Annotated in this window: 17 protein-coding genes; 9 read left to right on the top strand and 8 right to left on the bottom strand. The window is 65.3% G+C overall.

All coding sequences use genetic code 11. The features are described from left to right. The first annotated feature begins 3 nt into the window (after positions 1-3). Genes IT540_RS02765 through IT540_RS02785 form a run of 5 tightly spaced genes read left to right on the top strand, consistent with a single transcriptional unit; the run spans position 4 to position 6,960 of the window. Complete coding sequence (locus IT540_RS02765; protein WP_291172933.1) at positions 4-963, top strand: NAD-dependent epimerase/dehydratase family protein; 960 nt, start codon at positions 4-6, stop codon at positions 961-963. Then, positions 963-2,222: a glycosyltransferase family 4 protein gene (locus IT540_RS02770; protein WP_291172938.1), complete on the top strand. Its 1,260-nt coding sequence runs from the start codon at positions 963-965 to the stop codon at positions 2,220-2,222. The genes IT540_RS02765 and IT540_RS02770 overlap by 1 nt, the downstream gene beginning before the upstream one ends. Before the next feature lie 20 nt (positions 2,223-2,242). After that, the gene (locus tag IT540_RS02775) at positions 2,243-4,516 is read left to right on the top strand and encodes an NAD-dependent epimerase/dehydratase family protein (RefSeq protein WP_291172941.1); all 2,274 of its coding nucleotides are present in this window, start codon (positions 2,243-2,245) and stop codon (positions 4,514-4,516) included. After that, positions 4,506-5,747 carry a polysaccharide biosynthesis C-terminal domain-containing protein gene (locus tag IT540_RS02780; protein ID WP_291172944.1) on the top strand — a complete coding sequence of 414 codons (1,242 nt, stop codon included), beginning with the start codon at positions 4,506-4,508 and terminating at the stop codon, positions 5,745-5,747. The genes IT540_RS02775 and IT540_RS02780 overlap by 11 nt, the downstream gene beginning before the upstream one ends. Positions 5,748-5,796: 49 nt before the next feature. Next, positions 5,797-6,960: a glycosyltransferase family 4 protein gene (locus IT540_RS02785; protein WP_291172947.1), complete on the top strand. Its 1,164-nt coding sequence runs from the start codon at positions 5,797-5,799 to the stop codon at positions 6,958-6,960. Here IT540_RS02785 and IT540_RS02790 read toward each other — a convergent pair. Beyond that, the gene (locus tag IT540_RS02790; RefSeq protein WP_291172950.1) at positions 6,940-7,878 is read right to left on the bottom strand and encodes a response regulator transcription factor; all 939 of its coding nucleotides are present in this window, start codon (positions 7,876-7,878) and stop codon (positions 6,940-6,942) included. The genes IT540_RS02785 and IT540_RS02790 overlap by 21 nt on opposite strands. 284 nt (positions 7,879-8,162) lie before the next feature. Then, positions 8,163-9,323: an acyltransferase gene (locus tag IT540_RS02795; protein ID WP_291172953.1), complete on the bottom strand. Its 1,161-nt coding sequence runs from the start codon at positions 9,321-9,323 to the stop codon at positions 8,163-8,165. A 305-nt stretch (positions 9,324-9,628) separates the two neighbouring features. Here IT540_RS02795 and IT540_RS02800 point away from each other — a divergent pair, with 305 nt between their 5' ends. Both IT540_RS02800 and IT540_RS02805 read left to right on the top strand, forming a co-directional pair. After that, the gene (locus IT540_RS02800; protein ID WP_291172954.1) at positions 9,629-10,984 is read left to right on the top strand and encodes an O-antigen ligase family protein; all 1,356 of its coding nucleotides are present in this window, start codon (positions 9,629-9,631) and stop codon (positions 10,982-10,984) included. Next, positions 10,962-11,399, top strand: a complete 438-nt coding sequence (locus IT540_RS02805; RefSeq protein WP_291172956.1) for an NUDIX domain-containing protein — start codon at positions 10,962-10,964, stop codon at positions 11,397-11,399. The genes IT540_RS02800 and IT540_RS02805 overlap by 23 nt, the downstream gene beginning before the upstream one ends. 49 nt (positions 11,400-11,448) lie before the next feature. Here IT540_RS02805 and IT540_RS02810 read toward each other — a convergent pair whose 3' ends face one another. From IT540_RS02810 to IT540_RS02820, 3 genes are all read right to left on the bottom strand, one after another. Next, a complete protein-coding gene (locus IT540_RS02810) occupies positions 11,449-12,882 on the bottom strand; it encodes a glycosyltransferase family 87 protein (protein ID WP_291172958.1) in 1,434 nt (477 codons plus the stop codon). Between the two features lie 108 nt (positions 12,883-12,990). Next, positions 12,991-13,401, bottom strand: coding sequence for a GtrA family protein (locus tag IT540_RS02815; protein ID WP_291172961.1), 411 nt, complete (start codon positions 13,399-13,401; stop codon positions 12,991-12,993). Between the two features lie 8 nt (positions 13,402-13,409). Further along, on the bottom strand, positions 13,410-14,462 hold the full coding sequence (locus IT540_RS02820) for a UbiA family prenyltransferase (protein ID WP_291172964.1): 1,053 nt from the start codon (positions 14,460-14,462) through the stop codon (positions 13,410-13,412). Between the two features lie 336 nt (positions 14,463-14,798). Here IT540_RS02820 and IT540_RS02825 point away from each other — a divergent pair, with 336 nt between their 5' ends. After that, positions 14,799-15,752, top strand: coding sequence for an SDR family oxidoreductase (locus IT540_RS02825; protein WP_291172968.1), 954 nt, complete (start codon positions 14,799-14,801; stop codon positions 15,750-15,752). 219 nt (positions 15,753-15,971) lie between these two features. On the opposite strand, the gene gmd is transcribed toward IT540_RS02825, so the two are convergent. Together gmd and IT540_RS02835 are read right to left on the bottom strand one after the other, a co-directional pair. Further along, complete coding sequence (gene gmd, locus IT540_RS02830; protein WP_291172972.1) at positions 15,972-17,045, bottom strand: GDP-mannose 4,6-dehydratase; 1,074 nt, start codon at positions 17,043-17,045, stop codon at positions 15,972-15,974. Positions 17,046-17,448: 403 nt separating this feature from the next. Beyond that, positions 17,449-17,724 carry a hypothetical protein gene (locus IT540_RS02835; protein WP_291172975.1) on the bottom strand — a complete coding sequence of 92 codons (276 nt, stop codon included), beginning with the start codon at positions 17,722-17,724 and terminating at the stop codon, positions 17,449-17,451. A gap of 28 nt (positions 17,725-17,752) precedes the next feature. Here IT540_RS02835 and aldA point away from each other — a divergent pair, with 28 nt between their 5' ends. Continuing rightward, positions 17,753-19,213, top strand: a complete 1,461-nt coding sequence (gene aldA / locus IT540_RS02840) for an aldehyde dehydrogenase (protein WP_291172979.1) — start codon at positions 17,753-17,755, stop codon at positions 19,211-19,213. A gap of 137 nt (positions 19,214-19,350) precedes the next feature. Here the strand turns inward: aldA and IT540_RS02845 are convergent, their stop codons facing one another. After that, positions 19,351-20,352 (bottom strand): XdhC family protein, encoded by a 1,002-nt coding sequence (locus IT540_RS02845; protein ID WP_291172982.1) that lies wholly within the window; start codon positions 20,350-20,352, stop codon positions 19,351-19,353. Between the last annotated feature and the right edge of the window lie 24 nt (positions 20,353-20,376).

Consider the following 20,376-nt stretch of genomic DNA (forward strand, 5'->3'; position numbering starts at 1 on the left):
TCGATGCGGCGGAAGGTTCTTGTCACGGGCGGCAATGGGTTTGTGGGTCGCGAGGTCGTCCGCAGGCTCTATGACGAGCACGAGGTCTGCGTCGTCGACAACCTGCGCAGCGGGCCGGTCCGCCTCGGCGCCGACGAGCTGGCGAAGATCCGCTTTTCCGAGATCGACATCATCGACGCTGCCGCTGTCGACGCGCTGATGGCCGACTTCAAGCCAGACGCCATCATTCATTTGGCCGCCATCCACTATATCCCGGAGTGCGAGAACAATCCGGCGCTCGCGGTCAAGACCAACGTGGACGGCACCCTCAACCTGCTCGCCGCGGCGCCCTCCTCGGCACGCTTCGTGTTCGCCAGCAGCGGCGCCGTCTACAAGCCCGACGACAAGCCCCATCTCGAGGACGAGGCCGTGCTCGGGCCGAGCGACGTCTACGGCTTCACCAAGCTGCACGGCGAACAGTACGTGAGGTACTTCGCCGCCCAGCGCGGTTTGAGCGCCGTTAATGTCCGTCTCTTCAACGTCGTCGGACCGGGCGAGACCAACCCGCATCTGCTGCCCGAGATCATCGCGCAGCTCAAGGCCGGACGCACCACGCTGCGGCTCGGCAACATGACGCCCAAGCGCGACTACATTCACGTGCGCGACGCCGCCTCCGGCTTCATCACCGTGGCGCTGAAGGACGACATCGAGGACGGCAACACGTTGACGGTCAACCTCGGCACCTCGCAGTCGTATTCCGTGGCCGAGCTGGTCGCCAAGCTCAAGAGCGTCACCATGATCGACTTCGCGCTCGAGCAGGAGCAGTCGCGCCTGCGCAAGGTCGATAGGCCGCATCTTGCAGCCGATATCGGCAGGATAGCCTCGCGTTTCGGCTGGGTGCCGAAGGCCACCATCGACGACGCGCTCGCCGATGCCTGGAAGGAGCCCGACATGACGGCGGAACTGGCCGGGAAGTATCGCTGATGAAAGTGCTGGCAACCATTGTCGTGCCGCCGCACATGTCGGTCAGCGGCGGAGCGCGCGCCGCCGAGCTCCTGAGCTCCGCGTTGACCGAGCACTGCGACATCACCGTTGCCAGCATGATGAACGGTACCGGGAACGTCGACGGCGGCGGCAAACAGGCGGCACGCATCCCGGTCCGGAGCTGGCTTCCGCCGCTCGTCCCCTGGTCGCGCCTCTCCAATCGCTACAGCACGCTCTTTTACCGCTCGGACCTTCCCGACATCGTACGCCGCGGGGCCTTCGACCTCGTGCACATCCACAACCCGATGCCGGCGCTCGAGATGGAGCGCGTCGCGCGCGCCTGCCTCGCGGCCGGCACGCCTTATGTCGTCTCCACGCACGGCTTCAACGAGGTGGCGAACGGCGGCGACATCTACCGCTTCGATACCGTGCGCCGCCAGCTTTGGAAACAGCTCGTCCAGGCGCCGGTGAGCCGCGTGGTCGCGCGCGCGAGCGGCATCTTTGCCCTCTCCGAGGCCGATTTCGAGATCGTGCGCAATATGGGCTACACCGGCTCCGAGTTGTCGGTCGTCACCAACGGCGTGGCGGTCCCAGAGCCCGCCGACGCTGCGGCCGATGCGCCCTTGCTTGAGCGCGCCGGCATCCCGGTCGAGCGCGTGCCCGGCGAGATTGCCTGCATGTTCCTGGCCAACCACACCCCCAACAAGGGTCTGCCGGTGCTGCTCGAGGCGTTTGCCGCGCTCGAGCGCCCCTATCTCCTGATCGTCGGCGGTGAGACGCGAGGCGACGTCGACTACGACGCCTACGTGCGCCGCTGCCGGCCGGGACAGCAGATCGTCGTCACCGGCCGCCTCAGCGACGCCGAGGTCGCCGCTGCGCTGCGCCGCACGGACCTCTTCGTCTTCCCGACCCTGGCCGATACGTTCCCGCTCGTCGTGCTGGAGGCCATGGCGCACGGACGCGCCGTCCTTGCGTCCGAGGTTGGCGGCATCCCGCACCAGTTGACGAGCGAATGCGGCCGGCTTGTTCCTCCCGGGGATGCAGCTGCGCTGCGCACGGCCATCGACGGGCTGGCCGCCGAGCCCGAGCGCCTTGCTGCGATGGGTGCTCACGCCCACACGCGCGCCGTCTCGAAATTCTCATGGGCCGCCGCCGCCGGGCACGCCGCGGCAGCCTACCAGCGCGTCCTGCAGCAGCATGCCCCGGCGCGGCGTCATCAGCCCGTCTCCGCCCTTGAGGCCCGCTGGGCCGGGGAGTGAGCGAGGAAAGGACGAGGGCAATGGCCTCCGAAGAAAACCTGCGGCTCGCGATCATCGGATGCGGCGCCGTGGTGGAGAACCACCTGGTGCCAGCGCTGAAGCGCATCGGCCGGACGCCCTCCGTCCTGATCGACGTTGCGCCCGAGCGCATCGAGATCGTGACACGCAAGATCGGCGCCAAGGGCAAGACGGCGCTCAAGGGCCGCGACTGGACCGCGTTCCGCGATGAGTTCGACGCGGCGATCGTGGCTGTGCCGAACGCGCTCCATGCCCCCATCGGCCTCGATCTGATCGCCGCCGGCAAGCACGTGTTCATGGAGAAGCCGCTGGCCACCAAGGCCGAGGACTGCCGGCGGCTGGCCCAAGCTGCGGACGACAACAAGGTTGTGCTCTCGATCGGCCTCTTGCGGCGCCACCTGCGCATCGCCCGCTGGACGAAGGCGCTCCTCGAGCAGGGCACGCTCGGCGAGATCAAGAGCTTCGACGTGCGCGAGGGCTACGTCTTCAACCGGGAGGTCGGCACGGACGCACTGCTGCGCCCCGATCTGTTCGGCGGCGGCGTGCTGATGGACACCGGCGCCCACACCATCGACCTCGTGACATGGTGGCTCGGCGACCTGGACGTGGTGAGCTATAAGGACGACGGCGATGGCGGCGTCGAGGCCGATTGCGTGCTCGAAGGCCGGCTGGCCAACGGCGCGACCGGCCGCATCGAGCTCACCCGCACGCGGCGGCTTCGCAGCACCATCCTCATCACCGGCACCCAGGGCTTCGTCGAGGTCCACCTCTACAGGAACGAGGTCTTCGCCGGCTCCGACAACGCCCTCGCCTTCGTGCATGACGGCGTCAGCGGCACATCGATGGAGCCGCAGTTCTTCCCCGACCTGTTCGACGCCGAACTGCGCGACTTCAAGCTCGCCTGCGAAACCGGCACACGGCCGATCGTCACCGGCTGGGACGGCGTGAGCTCGGTGGACGTGATCGAGCGCGCCTACAAGGTGCGCCAGCCGCTGAAATCGGCCTGGGCGGACAAGGCCGCGTCCGCGGCCAAATCCACGGGCGCGGCGCGCCCCAGCCTGCCGGCCGGCAGCAGGGCGCTCATCACCGGCGCCTCGGGCTTCATCGGCGGCCGTCTCGCGGAGATCCTGGGCGAGGAGCGGGGCGTGAAGGTGCGCGGCCTCGTGCGCCAGTTCGGACATGCGACGCGCCTCGCCCGCTTTGGCCCCGAGATCGTGGCCGCGGATCTGACCAACGCGGAGCAGTTCCACAAGGCGGTCGAAGGCGTCGACTACGTCTTCCACTGCGCGCACGACATGCGCTCGCGCACCCAGAACATGCAAGGTTTGAAGAACCTGATCGACGCCTGCGTGCGCCACAAGGTCAAGCGCCTCGTCTATGTCAGCACGTTCTCCGTCTACGAGCCGTTCCCTGACGGCCGCCTGAGCGAGCGGACGCGCGACGGCGACCGCAACTGGGCCTACGTGCGCGACAAGCTCGACATGGAGGACCTAGTCTTGAAGGCCGTGCGCGAGCAGAGCCTGCCGGCCAGCATCGTGCAACCGACCATCGTCTACGGCCCGTTCTCCAAGCCATGGACGAACGCCCCCGCCGAGGACCTCGTCTACGGCACCGTCGTGCTGCCCGACCGCGGCCAGGGCCTGTGCAACGCCGTTTACGTCGATGATCTGGTCGACGGCCTGGTGCTCGCCGCGAGCCACCCGGCGGCCATCGGTGAGCGCTTCATCATATCGGGACCCGAGCCCGTGGCCTGGGGCGACTTCTTCGGCAGCTTCGCCGACGCCCTCGGTACAGCCCCGCCGCAGTTCTGGCCCAAGGCGCAGATCGAGCAGTCCAATCAGGGCCTGCTGCGAGAGATCAAGCGCGTGGCGAAAAACCCCAAGCGGGTCGTCCAGCTCGTGCTGCGCTGGCCACCCGCGCGCCGCGCCCTTCAGGCGGGCCTCGACTCGCTGCCCGAACAGCTCAAGGGTCCCGTGATGAAACGCTATTTCACGGCCGGCGAGCGGCGCCCCGGAGAGACCATCCTGCCGGATCCGCAGAAGCTGAGGCTCTACAGCGCCAAAGCACAGGTCGACAACGAGAAGGCGCATCGGCTGCTCGGCTATCAGCCGCGCTACGACTTTGCCGCCGGCATGGAGCCCACCGGCCGCTACCTGGAATGGGCGTACGGCGACCTGAGCGGCACCATCGCCGCCAAGGCGAAGGCGCTGTCGCAGCCGCCCTCGCAGCCGAAGGACAAGATGGTTGGCCACGCGGGCGCGCTCAATGCCGGCTAGACTGCATTTCAATCGCGCGACGTGGACGCTTTTCGACCAAGGTCTCGTCAGCCTTGGCGCATTCCTTGTCAACATCAAGCTGGCGCGGACGCTGCCCGCCGCTGAGTTCGGCACCTATGCGCTGCTGCTCGGTGGCTTCCTGGGGCTGCAAGTCATCAGCTCGTCGCTGCTCCTTTACCCGATGTCGATCCGGCTGCCGCTGCTTCAGGGCGAAAGCCGCGCACGCCTGCACGCCACCACCGTCGCGCTGATCCTGTCGCTCTGCGTGCCGCTTGGGCTGTTCCTCGCGGCGGCCCTGGTGCTGCTCGGACGGGCGGATCTCGCACTGCCCGCCATCGCCGTGATGCTTGCCTGGCAGCTCCAGGAATCGATGCGCCGGGGACTGCTCGCGGAGTTCCGCCATCAGGAGGCGATCTACGGCGACGCCATCTCGTATCTGGGGCAGATCGCGGCGCTCGCAAGCCTGATCGTCTTCGACCGGCTGACGTTGCCGGCCGCGCTCTACTGCATCGCCGCGGCCTTCGCCGCTGGCAGCCTCGTGCAAGCCCTCCAGCTTCGGCTCAACGTGCGACGCGCCTCCGGCCTCGCGGAAACCGCGCGGGAGTTCTGGTCCATCGGGAGCTGGTCGCTGGCGAGCAACATCATCTCGCTCCTGCGCATTCAGATGATCCCCTGGGCATTGGCCGTCTCGGGCGGCCCGGCGGCGGCGGCCTCTTTCCAGGCCGTGCTCAACGTCGTCAATCTGACCAACCCGATCATCCTCGGCCTCTGCAACGTCATCCCCCAGACCGTGGCACGCGCCCGCGAGGAAAGCGGCAACGTGGCGGCCTGGGAGGCAGCACGCGTCTACATGCTGATCGGCGTCGTCCCGGCCCTCGGCTACTACGCGCTCGTGGCGCTGTGGCCCTCCCTACCGCTGTCGGTGTTCTACGGCAGTCAGTCCCCGTATGCCGCCCTGACAGCCCCGGTGCAGATCATCGTCCTCGCCTGGAGCACGGGCTACTTTATCGATATCATCTGCTCCTACCTGCACGGGATGAACCGCGCGCGCTCGTCCCTGATCGTCAACGTAATCGGCGCGCTGACCGTACTCGTGCTGGCTGCGCCGCTCATCGAGTTCTACGGCCTGATCGGAGCCTGCCTGACACTGGTCATCGCCAATCTCTTCCGCCTTACGGCCGCCGTCTACATGCAGAAACGGACCACATCCAATGACTATGTTGCAGTCTGAAGAAAGAGCCCCGCGCACCGCCGCGGACGTGAGCGATGCCGCAACAACGGTGTTGGACATCAGGCACCTGCTGTTCGACACCTGCGCCTCGCATGATCTGAGCGCCAACGGCGTGTTCGTCGTTGCGCGCCAGCTTGCCGCCGAGCAGCGCGCCGCGGGAGAGACCGCGAAGGTCATGCTCCTGCGCGGGCCCGAGCGGAAGGTTCCGGACGACCCGGCGGGACTGGTCGAGAGCGTGCTTCTCGAGGGCCCGAAGGTGCGGGGCCACCGCATCGCCATTGCCGGGCGCGTCCTCGACACCATCACGGCGCCGGGCACCGGCCGGACGTTCGTTCACATTCACTCGGGCCGGGAGCCCTTGCTGCTGCCGCTGATGCTGCGCCTGCGCAAGCGCGGCATCCCCTATGCCATCACGGTCCACGGGCGCTATTCGCACCTCTTCGATGCGAGCGGCGCGCCGACGCGGCGCCTCCCCACGCTCTACCTGCAGCACGTGGAACGGCATGTCCTCGAGAGCGCCGAGTTCGTGCAGGCGCTCACGACAGCCGAGCGCGACATCATCCGCAGCATCGCGCCCCGCGCGCGGATCGTGCTCTTGACCAACGCCGCCTATTCGAGCCGCTTCGACGGCGAGCCGCGTGGCCTCGACCGCCCGGCCGTGTCTGCGGGCGTCCCAACCTTCGGGTTCATTGGGCGATACGAGATCGAGCACAAGGGCCTCGACCTGCTCCTGGACGGTTTTGCCTCATATCGGAACGACGGGGGCAAGGGAGAGCTTGCGCTCGTCGGCTCCGGCCCGGCGCGCGAGACGATCTCGTCCATGGCGGAGAAGCTCGACATCGCCGCACATGTCTCCGTCTCCGGACCCTTGTTCGGGGACGACAAGGCGCGCACGCTCGCGGAGTGGGATTATTTCGTTGCGCCGTCCCGCTTCGAGGGTGCCCCGATCAGCGCGCTGCAGGCGGCGTTCGCGGGCCTCCCGCTGATCGTATCGGAGCATACCGGCCTGCGCGACCAGGTCGCGGGCGCGGAGGCCGGGTTTACGCTCGATACGCTCGACGCTGGCGCGATCGCCAATGCGATGCACGCCGCGGAGCGTTCCACATCGGAACAATGGCAGGCAATGTCCGCGGCCGCCCGGCGCATGGCAATGTCGGTCGGCGACTGGACCGTGGTCGCAGCGAAGCTGGCGTCACTCTATCGCGGCGCGTGAGCGCTGGCGGACGGCCGATCGCGGCAGCTTGCGCAGCCCCAGTCCGTTGCCGCTGCGCACGAGAGCCAACCCGTTGCCGGTCCCGCTGCGCACGCGAGAAAGCGGGACGGCGCCAAGGCCATTGGCCTCGACGCGATCGTCGTGCGCTGCAGCGGGTGCCGGCGCATCCATCACGGACCCGCCGTTGCTCGCCTCGCCCAGGTTGGCGATAGCCCACAACGCGGCCTGCGTGCGGTTCTTCACGCCGACCTTGCGCAGAATGGCCTTCACGTGCGTCTTGACCGTCGCCTCGGCCAGTCCGATGCGCCGGGCAATGATCTTGTTGGAATCCCCCTCCCGCAGGCGCGACATGATCGCCATCTCGCGACCCGAGAGCTTGCGCATCTCATGGCCACCGTTCGGGCGATCGTAGAAGTCGCTGGCGGCAGCGGTCCTGTTGACCGACGGCGGCGTCAAATGTGCGATCGGGGAGTTCTGCCTCTGAAGCTTGGCGCTGCAGAAGGCGCGCGTGAACTCGGAGGGCAGCACCGTCTCGCCGGACATGACGAGATCGAACGACTTCGTCAGCATCTCGCACGTCATCGAGCACAGGATGTAGCCATCGGCGCCAGCCTGGAGCGAGGCGGCGACGCTGTCGACGTCGCACACGGCGCTCATGACGACCACGTAGGAGTCCGGGTAACGCTCCCGGATCGTCCGAATATCGTTCAGCCAGGTTTTGCCGGCGGTCCGCGCGCCACTGTCCCATCCCAGGACGAACATGGCCTGTTTTGGATCGAACTCGGCGTCCCTGACGAGCTCGTCGAGGGTCGCGGAGCGCCTGATTGGCTTGTAATCCGTAGTCGAGAGGAGCCGCGCAAGGCCCTCCCAGAGCAGGCTATCAGGCACTAACAGGAGTGTAGGTACGCTACGTTTCATAATTAAGGTCCGCACACAAGGTAGGTAACCCAAAATGATGAAGTACAAAGTTCACTCTAGCTAACAAAGCATTAAAAACAAGCCTCAATTTTCATCATGGTTTTTACACTCTGCATACTGAATGACCACAAAGGGGTAATGGTAAACGACTACCTCAATCGAAGCGGCAAGCCTGTCCGAAATCGGGAGCCATATCAGGGGTAACGCAAAAGGCGTGCCGGTTTTGCTGGTGCGCCTATTCCTGTGCGCACCGGCCGCGGGCAAGAGGGCGGCGAGTTTGATTTTTAGCGCAGCGGAGACTGCGCACCCTGGGTCGTCTGGGCTGTCGGCCGGAGGCGGCCGCGCAGCAACGCCAGGACGCCACCGCCGCCGCCTGCGGGCTTCGACGCGGCGGGCGTGCCCCGCCCACGCAACCAGCGATCCAGCGGCCTTTCGAGCAGCATGTAGATGACGTACCCGACGACGATGCAGATCGCGATCGCCGCGACACGCACGAGCCCGCTCGCTTCACTCGGCGGATCGATCACCCCGAGCACCTTGCCGAGCGCCGAGAGCACGAACCAGTGGGATAGGTAGATGGCGAAGGAGGCGTCGCCGAACTTCCATCCCAGCCGGTTGAGGAGGGTATCCGCCTCGAAGAGGCGACGGCAGAGGATGAAGCCGCCGAATATTAGGGCAGCCAGACCGATGCGCAGCTCAAGTTGCGTCGCAAAGCCGGTGCTGACGAGGTAGCCGATCACGCCGATGCCCACATAGAGCGAGACGCTCCAAATCCCGGCGGCAGGCCTCATCTCCTCGGCGCACCGCACGAGCCAGCCGAAGCCGAACGCCAGCATATAGGGGCTCAGGAAATGCGTGATCCAGGGGGAAGTTGCGACCGCAGGGTCGACTTGCCCCGCGCCGGGAAAGCCGTACAGGCACCCGACGAGCCCCACGCCGGCGAGCAGCCAGGGAAGGATGAACTTCGCTGGGCCGTTCATGCTCCAGAACGCCATGATCAGGGCCACGAACGCGTAGAACAGCATCTCGTGCTCGAGCGTCCAGCCGACGCCGAGGATAGGAAAGCTGGTCTGCGGCAGGATCAGATACGAATGCAGGAGCGACCACGGCGTCATTTCGAAATTGTTGAGCCGCCACCCCGGGTTTATGGCGAAGGTGAGCAGCACCAGGCTGGTGAAGATCCAGTACATCGGAAAGAGCCGGCGCACGCGCGAGAGGAAGAACGCGCCGCCCGTGGGGTGCGAGGCCGCCCGCATGCAGATCACGTAGCCCGAGACCATGAAGAAGACTTCGACCCCGAGCCCGGAATAGGGGTAGTACCAATCCAGGCCGGTGACGCGGAAGTCGGTGAAGTGCTTGGTCACGAGGTCGGAGTGACAAAACACGACCTCGGTGGCCGCGAGCCCCCGAAGCCACTGTATTTCAGTCCGCCGCTCTTTGTTCACACCGTCCTCCGGACTTCCGATCCCAGCACCATTCTTCACACGTTGTTGGCAGCGCAATATGCGTTAACCGTCTAGAATTTAGAGCTACCTCCAAAGTAAGGTTCACCATCGCCTCGTATTCCCTATTCTCCGGGATGCATGCGGCGGGCTACCTTACGGTTCGAGACAGTGCAAAAAACGTGCGCACCTGAGGGCCACGAGACGAATTTTCGGAGCCGCCGCTGGCGACACTTGCTTCAGCTCGACCCGGACTTGCGGGCAACGGAGTAGCCGCTCCGTTCGACCTGCTCGACGCCTATTGCAAGGTGCTCTTCCTGGCCCTCGCGGGCTACGCCACGCTGGGCAAGGGCTTTGCCACCCTCGGCCTCCCGCCGCTCTACGTCGGCGAGATCATGCTGGCCCTTGGGCTGGTGACGATCTACCTGTCCCGGACCGGCCTCGCCCCTCTCGCGACCCTGCCCACTTTCATACTGGCGATTGCCATCGCCCTTATCGCCGCCCGCGCCGCCATCTCGTTCCGGACCTACGGGATCGAGGCCATCCGCGACAGCGTCATCATCATCTATGGACTGTTCGCCTTCATAGTCATCGCGCTTTGCCTGCAGAAGCCGGAACGCTTCTCAATGACGCTCAAGGCGTATGGCGGGTTCGTCTGGTTCTACGGCATTGTCGGCGGACTGGTGTTCGTGATTTCCTCCACCTTCCCCGACGCCATTCCGAACTGGCCGGTATTCGGCGGTCCCATGCTGCACACGCGAGCGGGGGAGGCTGCCGTTCACTTGGCCGGCGCCTCGGTGTTCGCGATTCTTTGCCTGCGCAAATACAGCAAGCTGTGGGCTTTCGTGCTCGCGCTCAGCGTCATCATGGTCACGCCCAGCCGGGGGGCGATGCTGTCGTGCTTTGTCCCGGTTGCGCTCGCGCTTACGCTCAGCGGCCAGATAAAGCGGCTTGCTCCCGCCTTTCTGGCCGGCGCGTTCGTCATGAGCTGCAGCTATGTCGCCGACATCAAGGTGCCGCTGCCCGGAGACCGCTCTCTGGGCGCCGAGCAGCTCGTCAACAACTTCACGAGCATCCTTTCGAAGAGCGATGCCTCGAACCTCGACGGAACCAAGGAGTGGCGCCTGCGCTGGTGGAGCGCCATCGAGGATTACACCTTCCGCGGACCGTACTTCTGGACCGGCAAAGGCTTCGGCATGGGCTTGGCGGAGGCGGACGGCTTCGTCGTCGGCGAGGAACTCGGCGGTCCGATCGTGCGAAGTCCGCACAACGCCCACTACACGATGCTGGCGCGCGCCGGCGTTCCGGGCCTAGTGATGTGGGGTGTCGTGAACCTCTCGTGGGGCTTCATGATCTTCGCGAGCTGGATGCTCGCCCGCAAGAACGGCGACACGCAATGGGCGAACGTCTTTCTCTGGATCGGATGCTACTGGCTCGCGGCCCTCATCAACGCCACGTTCGACGTCGCCCTCGAAGGGCCCATGCTCGGAATCTGGTTCTGGTCGATCTTCGGGTTTGGAGCCGCGGGAGCGATGATCTATCGCTATCAACTGCTGGCCGCACGCACCCGCGCGGTTGCGACCCGCTCGCCGCTGCTTCCCGTCCCCGATCCGTTCTCGCTCGGCAACACAGGTCCGCACCGTGGTTCCATCGCGTCACCGTGAGATAGCCTGCGCGGTCGTCATCGATACGCAAGGCCGCTTTCTGTTTCAGCAGCGGGACAACATCCCGACCATCATACTCCCGGGCAGGGTCGCCCTGTTCGGCGGCCATCTCGATCCGGGCGAGACCTTCCTCGAATGCATCGTGCGCGAGCTCCACGAGGAGCTCACCTATTTCATTCCGCCGGAGCGGTGCACGCATCTCGGCAGCCACCGCGGCCTCGACCTGGACCTCGAACACGGCACCGCCGCGGCCGAGTTCTATCTCGTGCGCGACGTTCCCGCGACGGAGGTGGTGGTCACGGAAGGCTCGCTGCTGATAGCCGAGCGCGAGACGCTGCCTGCGCTCACCGAGCGCCTCGCACCGTTCGCTCGAGCGGCCGTCAACCTGTATACGAGCCTCGCCGTCAAGGCGTGAGGGCGGACAGCACGCGAGCGGGCGGAGAGCCGTCCCTCGCTCGCTATTCTTACGGCGTCGCGCTTCTGGAAGTCCCGAGCGCGGCGCCGAGCTCCTGGCCACGTCCGAGCCGGTACAGCACGAGGAGCAGCAGCAGCCCGCCGAAGAAGTGCGGGTTCGCGAGGATGTTCCAAGGCGCCTCATACACGAGCCGCGTGAAGGGCAGGTAGCTCGCCACCAGCAGCCAGGCCGCACCGATCATCAAGAGCAGCGTGTTGCGGTCTGCTTCCTGCGCCCTGGCCGCAGCGACGAGCGCAATGACGAAGATCGGCAGCAGGACGCCGTAGTGGAACGGCCACACGATCGGAGATCCGATCGTGAAGCAGATTGCCGCCGTCGCGAAATCGAAGACCGTCGGCCCTGTCCCACGCCGCAGCAGAGCCGGCACGAAGGCGATCGCCGCGAAGACCAGCGTCGAGACCACGGTCAGCGCGTGCACGACCGGGCGGTAGGGCGCATAGTCGTTGTTCCACAACAGGAAGCGCGTGACGTCCGTCTCCACCAAGCGGTGCACGATGCCGTTGACGCTTTCGTTGAGCACGAAGTCCTCGCCCCGGCTCGAGATCCTGGCCAGGACATCGAGATAGGCCAGGTTGTTGTGCAGGCCGAATGCATAGACCGAGAGCAGACCGATGGGAATTGCCGCGTAAAGAAAGCCCTTGCTGAAGCTCCACTCCTTCCACAGCAAGGCCCACACGAGCAAAGCGGCGAACTGCGGCTTGATGGCCGCGCACAAGGCGATCAGCACGCCCGCCAGGACCCTGCGCTCGACCACCCAGGCCAGACACGCGAACGCGAACAGGCAGTTGATCCAGACCTGGATGTTGCCCTTGACCAGCGCCATGAAGCTCGGATGGAACGTGAAGCCGACGGCGACGGCAAGAGCGAACACGCCGCCGTCGAGCTTGGTATCCCATCGCCTGCCGCCGCCGCCATTGTAGCGAGCATCGCTGCGCCTCACCGCCTCGACGGCGAGCCATCCGATCGCCGCCAGGCTAGCGATAAACATCAGCGCATTGACAATGTTCAACCCCCGGATGCTGCCCATGCCCGTCGCGTCGAGGACCTCGATCGGCAGCAGGCTCGACAGCGGATACTGGAACTTGGTGCTGTCCGAGAAATAGGAGAGGTCACCCACACCCTCGGCCTTGCCCGTCTCCTGGAACTCGGCGAGCGTTTCGAATAGCCGATCCTCCGCCGGAGAATGCAGGATCGTGAGCGCGAGCATCATCGGCTTCCAAGAATCGATCGCCCCGTCGAGAAAGCGGAAGATACCGACGGGCGGCTCCGCCGTCTGCTCCACCGACGCGGGCAGCTCGGTCACGATCCGCGACTTGAGCATCACGCCGGCCACGCTGAGGAGGAGACTGAGCCCGGCAAAGGCAACGAGCGCCCACTGCCACGTCCGAGCACGCGGGCGAGCCTGCGAAAGGTCCAGGATCATGGCTGGCGCCCCAACAAACAGCGACAATTTCCGTTGGATCGACGATTACGCCGTTCCGCCGCGCCCGCAAGCGCACTTCATGCTTATGGTAGCTGCGTTTACGGTAGCTTACGGCTTTCTCGAAAAAGTTAGCGTTCCGTGGCCGATGAAATTGAGGCTCGCCCCAATGGCGATCGCGATGGCATGGGCAGTGGCTTCCGCCACCTCGAGGCTCATCACGGCCAGCAGGACATTCCGTATCGGAATCGCGACGATCGCCACACAGGCAAGGCTCAGCGCGTTGACGAGCAGGAAATCGCGGATCTGCGCCTGCAGCGCTTTCGGAGAGCCGGGGAATACGAACGCCTTGTAGGTGATGAAGCCGACCAGCATGCCGAGGCAAGCGGCCGCGATCACCGCCGGCAGAAACGGCATGAACCGCGAGAACTCGAACCGCGCCAGCCAGTTGACGCCAGCCGCGAGCCCGCCAGCAAGCAGGAAGCGGACAGACGGCGGTAGCGACCAGTTGCGGTCCGGCACGACACGCCTCACAGCCAGGCGATCAGGAAAGTGGCCAGCATTCCCACGCCAAGGACGATGCTGGGCAAGTCGGTCACGGCAAAGGCGATCGGATCGTCATCGAGCTGCCTGCGCGCGGCCTTGAGCCAGATCCGCGATATCCATAGGAAGAGAATGGCCGGGAAGCCCCAGAGCCATTCGCTGTTGTCATAGAATGTCTTATCGAACGCATCGAACATGATGTATAGCACCATGATGACGATGCTTGCGATGCCCGTCGAAAGGCCCACGGACATCAGCAGCGGCGCATCCTCCGCCCGATAGCCGCGGCCGCTGACGGCCTTCTGGCCGCGCCTGGACGCCCCCTCGACCTCGACATAGCGCTTGGCCAGGCAGAGCGACGTGAACAGGAACATCGAGAACGTGAGCAGCCAGTGAGAGAGCGGGACGTGCGCGGCCATAATGCCGACCACGAGACGCAACGTGAACAGCGAGGCCAGCGCCGCGACGTCGAGCATCGCCACGCGCTTCAGGCCCATCGAGTACGCAAGAGTCAACGCCAGATATGTAAGGAGAGCGACGCCCGCCATCGTCGAGGCAAGAAATCCAAGCACCAGTCCCACGAAGATGATGATCGGAGCGGCGATCGCGGCCGTCCCGATCGGCAGCGCCCCGCTGGCGATCGGCCGGAACCGCTTCGACCAGTGCTTGCGATCATCGGCGACGTCCAGAATGTCGTTCAGGATGTAGGTGCCGGAGGCAATCACGCACAGCGCAACGAAGCACAGCAGCGTATCCAGCACGGCTTCGCGCACATGGAACTCGCCGGCGAGAATGATCGGCACGAACACGAGGGTGTTCTTCACCCACTGGTGTGGGCGGCCGCATTTGACCAGGGCACGCAGTTGCGACCTCGGGGAAGTGGTCGTCGGGTCCGGCTCGGCGCTGGTCTGGCGTGTGGACGTCTCCACGGCTCCTCCCCGGGCCTGAGCAGCGAACGGCACGGCTTGCAACTCCGCATAGCTCACGGCCGTCACCCCCGGGGCGACGAGAGCGCCGAGATCCCTGGAACGCGTACTCACCTTCATTTCGCCGTGACACCCCTTTTTCCTGATGATGGCAAACAGTCCGAGAATCGTGTGCCTTGGACAAGGGCCATTTCGGCCCCATGGCTGCTTCTTAGGGGGTACTCAGATCGTCTTGGGGGAGCACGCGACGGCTTGCATCTACGAGGCGCCGGCCTCTGCGCGCGGTCCCGAGCGGGGTGCCGCGCCGCTCAACCCCGCACCAGGAACATAAAGTTTACCCTGTCGAAGGATAACGGGCCACAGACCCACACTGACTCTTTTGAGACGATTGCTCGCTATCGAAGTCCATAGGAACCTTGGCTCAGCTTTTTTTCCCAAGAGATTGGCATCATGCGACGGACAATACTCATCACGGGAGGCGCGGGCTTCCTGGGGTCTCACCTCTGCGATCGCCTGATTGCGGACGGCCACGACGTGATCTGCGTCGACAACTACTTCACGGGCCGCAAGCAGAACATCGAGCACCTGATCGGGCATCCCCGCTTTGAGCTCTTGCGTCACGACGTGACGTTCCCGCTCTACATCGAGGTCGACGAGATCTACAATCTCGCCTGCCCCGCCTCGCCCATCCACTATCAGCACGACCCCGTGCAGACGACCAAGACCAGCGTGCACGGCGCCATCAACATGCTGGGGCTGGCCAAGCGGCTCAAGTGCCGGATCTTCCAGGCCTCAACCTCGGAGGTCTACGGCGACCCCTCGATTCACCCGCAGACCGAAGACTACTGGGGCAACGTGAACCCGATCGGGCCTCGCTCGTGCTACGACGAGGGCAAGCGCTGCGCGGAGACGCTGTTCTTCGACTATTGGCGCCAGCACAGGCTCGAGATCAAGGTGGCGCGCATCTTCAACACCTATGGCCCGCGCATGCTCCCCAACGACGGCCGCGTCGTGTCGAACTTCGTCGTCCAGGCGCTCAAGGGCGAGCCGATCACCATCTATGGCGACGGCAACCAGACACGCTCGTTCTGCTACGTCGACGACCTCATCGAAGGCTTCGTGCGCCTCATGGGCTCGCCCAGGGAACTGACCGGCCCGGTCAACCTCGGCAATCCGGGCGAGTTCACGATCAAGGAGCTCGCCGAGCTTGCCATCGAGATGACGGGCTCGAAGTCGACGCTCACCTTCCTGCCCTTGCCCCAGGACGACCCGAAGCAGCGCCAGCCCAACATCAGCCTGGCCAAGGAGCAACTCGGTTGGCAGCCGAACGTGCCGCTCCGCGACGGGCTGCGCCATACAATCGAATATTTCGACCGGCTGCTGTCGGAAGGAGCCGCCGCGTAAGCGGGTCCGGCCGTCGTGACGCATGGACCGGCAGGGACCCTGGTCGTCCCTGCCGTGCCACCAAAGCATCGGCAAGCCGGTGCGTCGGAAAACTGAAGACAATCGTTAGGAAAAGACGTCACCCCGGCGTCATCGTGGAGCCGGCTTCGCATCACGGCGAAGCCGTGCCGCCCTCCAAGGACGGCCCGGTAGATGGCGTTCGCGTCAGCCGGAAAGGGCCTAGAACGCGCTGCGGTCCTTCCGCTTCCGCTCCTCGGCGACGGCCTCGAGATCGGATTGCACCATCTCCTTGACCAGCTCCCGGAAGGTCACCTTCGGCTTCCAGCCGAGCTTACGGTAGGCTTTCGACGCATCCCCCTGGAGCTGGTCGACCTCCGTGGGGCGGAAGTAGCGCGGATCGACCTTGACCAGCTCCTCTCCCGTCGCCACGTCGATGCCGACCTCGTCGACACCCGAGCCGCGCCAGGCGATCTTGCGCCCGACCTCGGCGAAGGCCAGCTCGACGAACTCGCGCACGGAATGCATCTCGCCGGTGGCGAGTACATAATCGTCCGCGGTCGGCTGCTGCAGCATCAGCCACATGCCCTCCACATAGTCGCGGGCGTGGCCCCAGTCGCGCAGCGAGTCGAGGTTGCCGAGGTAGAGGTTCTTCTGCAGGCCGAGCTCGACGGCAGCCGCGGCGCGCGTGATCTTGCGCGTGACGAAGGTCTCGCCGCGCAGCGGACCCTCATGGTTGAACAAGATGCCGTTCGAGGCGTGAAATCCGTACGCTTCGCGGTAGTTGACCGTGATCCAGTAGGCATAGAGCTTGGCCGCGGCGTAGGGCGAGCGTGGATAGAACGGCGTCGTCTCGCTCTGGGGGACCTGCTGCACCTTGCCGTAGAGCTCCGAGGTCGAGGCCTGATAGAACCGCGTCGTCTCCCCGAGGCCGAGGATGCGGATGGCCTCGAGCAGCCGCAGGGTCCCGATCGCGTCGGCATTGGCCGTGTACTCGGGCGTGTCGAAGCTCACCTGCACATGGCTCTGGGCGGCAAGGTTGTAGATCTCGTCGGGCTTGGTCTCCTGCACCAGACGGATCAGGTTGGTGGCATCGGTCAGATCGCCGTAGTGCATGAAGAAGCGCGTGCCGTGCTCGTGCGGATCGACGTAGATTGAGTCGACCCGTGCCGTGTTGAACGAGGACGAGCGGCGCTTGATGCCGTGGACAATGTAGCCTTTTTCCAGCAGGAGCCGGGCGAGATAGGCCCCATCCTGGCCTGTCACGCCGCTGACGAGTGCAACCTTACCTGTCACGTGGGAGCCGTCCCTTGAAATCTGTTCGCGTCGAAGCAACGAACGCTGAATACCTTGGTGGATCCTTTTGGTAACGCATGCCGCCACCTGCAGCAATAAAGTCCTCGGGCTGAGGTTAGCGGTCGGTATGAGCGCCACGAGCCGGTCACCCCTGGGACCTTAGGCCCGACCTGGACGATCCGCCACGACGCGCCATCATGTCGCGGCTCCCCAGCGCCAGGGGCAACCGTTAACGGCCGCCTCCGCCGTTCGGCGTGCCGAGGCGGAGGCACTAAGTCTCGAAGCATCGGAAAGAGCGCATCACGTCGCCTCGCCTTGCGAAGGCGGCGCACGGTCGAAACGCGGCCATACGGATCGAAGACGGAAGACAGCTCCGACCCAAAGGCGTCCTCGATTCGTCACCTCACCGTGTGCCGAACGACAGTTGCGAGACGCGGAAATACATGGCGCCATCGAGCGTCCGGCCGAGCCGTTCAATGGCTCGCGACGCGCAAAGCAACAATGTAACCCTGGACGTAACATCGCGTGGCCGCATGTGACACGTGCCGCCCACGATTGCACTCGCCCTCGCATCACGGAAGCTGAAATAGCCCATCCGCAACAGGCGCTTGCCTTCACCTCCAATATCACGGTCAGGCGCTGTTCCCCCACTGGCATAACGCTTGCTGAAGCCGGTCAAACAACAACGATCCTTTAGGGAGAGAAATATGCAGCTTCTTCGAGAGCATCCTAGATCAGGAGAGTACCGGAACTTCATCGACGGCAGATTCGTCGATCTGCAGGAGAACAGTCTCGATGTCGCCAATCCCGCCACGCTCGAGGTCATCGCTCGCGTGCCCGAAAGCGGAGCGCGAGTGGTCGACGAGGCCGTGCAGGCGGCGAAGAAAGCGCAACCGGCATGGGAGAAGCTTCCGGCCATCGAGCGCGCCCGCCATCTCAGGACCATTGCGGCGAAGGTGCGAGAGAATGCGGAGGCTCTTGCCCGCCTCATCACGCTGGAGCAAGGCAAGATCCTGCCCCTGGCGCTCGTCGAGGTGAACTTCACGGCCGACTACATCGACTACATGGCCGAGTGGGCTCGCCGCATCGAGGGCGAGGTCCTGACCAGCGACAGGGCCGGAGAGAGCATCTTCCTGCTCCGCAAGCCGATCGGCGTGACCGCGGGCATCCTGCCCTGGAACTTCCCGTTCTTCCTTATTGCCCGCAAGCTGGCGCCGGCGCTGGTGACCGGAAACACCATCGTCATCAAGCCGAGCGAGGAAACGCCGCTCAATGCGTTCGCCTTCGCAGAGCTTGTGGCCGAGACCGATCTCCCCGCGGGCGTCTTCAATCTCGTCGGCGGCACCGGAGCCAAGACCGGCGCCGAGCTCGCAGGCCATAAGGACGTCGGTCTCGTCAGCTTCACGGGAAGCGTCGAGACCGGCAAGAAGATCATGCAGACGGCAGCCAGCAACCTCACGCGCATCAATCTCGAGCTGGGCGGCAAGGCGCCTGCCATCGTGCTGGCCGACGCGAACCTCGATCTCGCTGCAAAGGCAATCTACGACTCGCGCGTGATCAATACGGGCCAGGTCTGCAACTGCGCCGAGCGCGTCTATGTGCACAGCTCCGTCGCAGGCCCGTTCCTCGATCGCATCACCAGGCTGATGCGCGAGACGCGCTACGGCGACCCGCTTGCCGAGCAGGACCTCCACATGGGTCCGCTGATCAACCGTGCCGGCCTGGACAAGGTCTCGGCGGCCGTCGAAGGCGCACGCGCGGCGGGCGGCGAGGTCGTCACCGGCGGCAAGCAGGCGACGGGTCGGCGCGGCTACCACTACGAGCCCACCGTGGTCGTCAACTGCCGTGCGGACATGGAGATCATGCGCAAGGAGGTGTTCGGTCCCGTGTTGCCGATCCAGACCGTGAGCAGCCTTGAGGAGGCGGTCGAGCTCTCGAACGACTCGGACTACGGGCTGACCTCGTCGATCTTCACCAACGACCTGAACAGCGCCATGCGCGCGTGTCGCGACCTCCGCTTCGGCGAGACCTACGTCAACCGCGAGCATTTCGAGGCCATGCAGGGCTTCCACGCCGGCCGGCGCAAGTCGGGCATCGGCGGTGCCGACGGCAAGCACGGTCTCTACGAGTACACCGAGACGCACGCCATCTACCTGCAGCACGGCTGAGGGTTCGACGCGTCGGATCCCCAGTCCGACGCGGCCACCTCCGTGCTGCGATCGCCCTTTCTCCCTCCGCGTAGGCCTCCCTTGCCTCTCCGGTCTGGCACCGGAGAGGCCTTTTCTTGCCTGGAGACGGCAGAGCGTCAGGAGACCAGGTTGCGGGCCTTGGCCTCGGCGAGCATCTCGGCAAGGACGCCGACCGCCAGCGTCGCCTTGGATTTCGCGCCCTGGATCAAGCCTACCGGGGCGCGGAGCCGGGCCAGGCTGGCATCGTCGATCCCCATCGCCGCCAGCGCACGCAACCGCTGCTCGTGCACGGTGCGACTACCGAGAACACCGATATAGAAGCAGTCGCGCTGCAGAAGTCGTGCGATGATCGCGGGCTCGATCTCGTGCTCATGGGACGCAAGCACGACCGCGGAGCTGCAATCGAGCCGCGCGATCGCATCGCAGCCCTGCCCGTGCTCGGCGTCAAAAGAAACGCCCGCGTTCCGGCTATTCGCCCGCGCCGCATCGTCAAGCGACCCGAGCTCGGTCTCGATGCCGGTGATCCGCGCCAGCGCCGCCAACGCCGCAACCACAGGGCTGCTCCCGACGAGCAGGAGACGCATCCGAGGCGGCACCACGCGCAGGAAGAGATCGCCCTCGCGCACGCTCGGAAACAGAGCGCCCTCCTCGGCCAATGACTCGATGAAAGTGTCGGCGCCCGTGAGCGTGCTCCTGATGGCAAACCTCCTGCGCGCGGATAGGTGGCCGGCAATCGCCGCCATCTGCTCACCGCCCAGGCTGCAATCGAAGAAGATGTCGAGCCCGCTCCCGCAGGGCAGCCGGATGTCGATGTATCGCGAGCCCTTGCCGTACCGCACCAGCCTGTTGCGGCCCTCGTCCATGACATCCCGCGCCTCGAGCACGATCGCCTGCTCGAGACACCCCCCGGATAGATAGCCGATATAGCGCCCGTCCTCGGCGACGACCATTTGCGCGCCGATCGGGCGCGGCGCCGCGCCCTCCACGCCGACCAGCGTCACCAGCGCCGTGCGCAGGCCTTCCTGGTGCCACTTGCACAACGTCGCAAGCACGTCGTCCTCGGCCAGCAGATCCGCTGCGGGCGCGGCGACAGGCAAACGCTGGGGGATTTCATTCATGGTCGAGAACGCAACGCGAGACCC

Origin of the sequence: Hyphomicrobium sp. (genome assembly GCF_020852195.1) — a bacterium.
Taxonomy (GTDB): Bacteria; Pseudomonadota; Alphaproteobacteria; order Rhizobiales; family Hyphomicrobiaceae; genus Hyphomicrobium_C.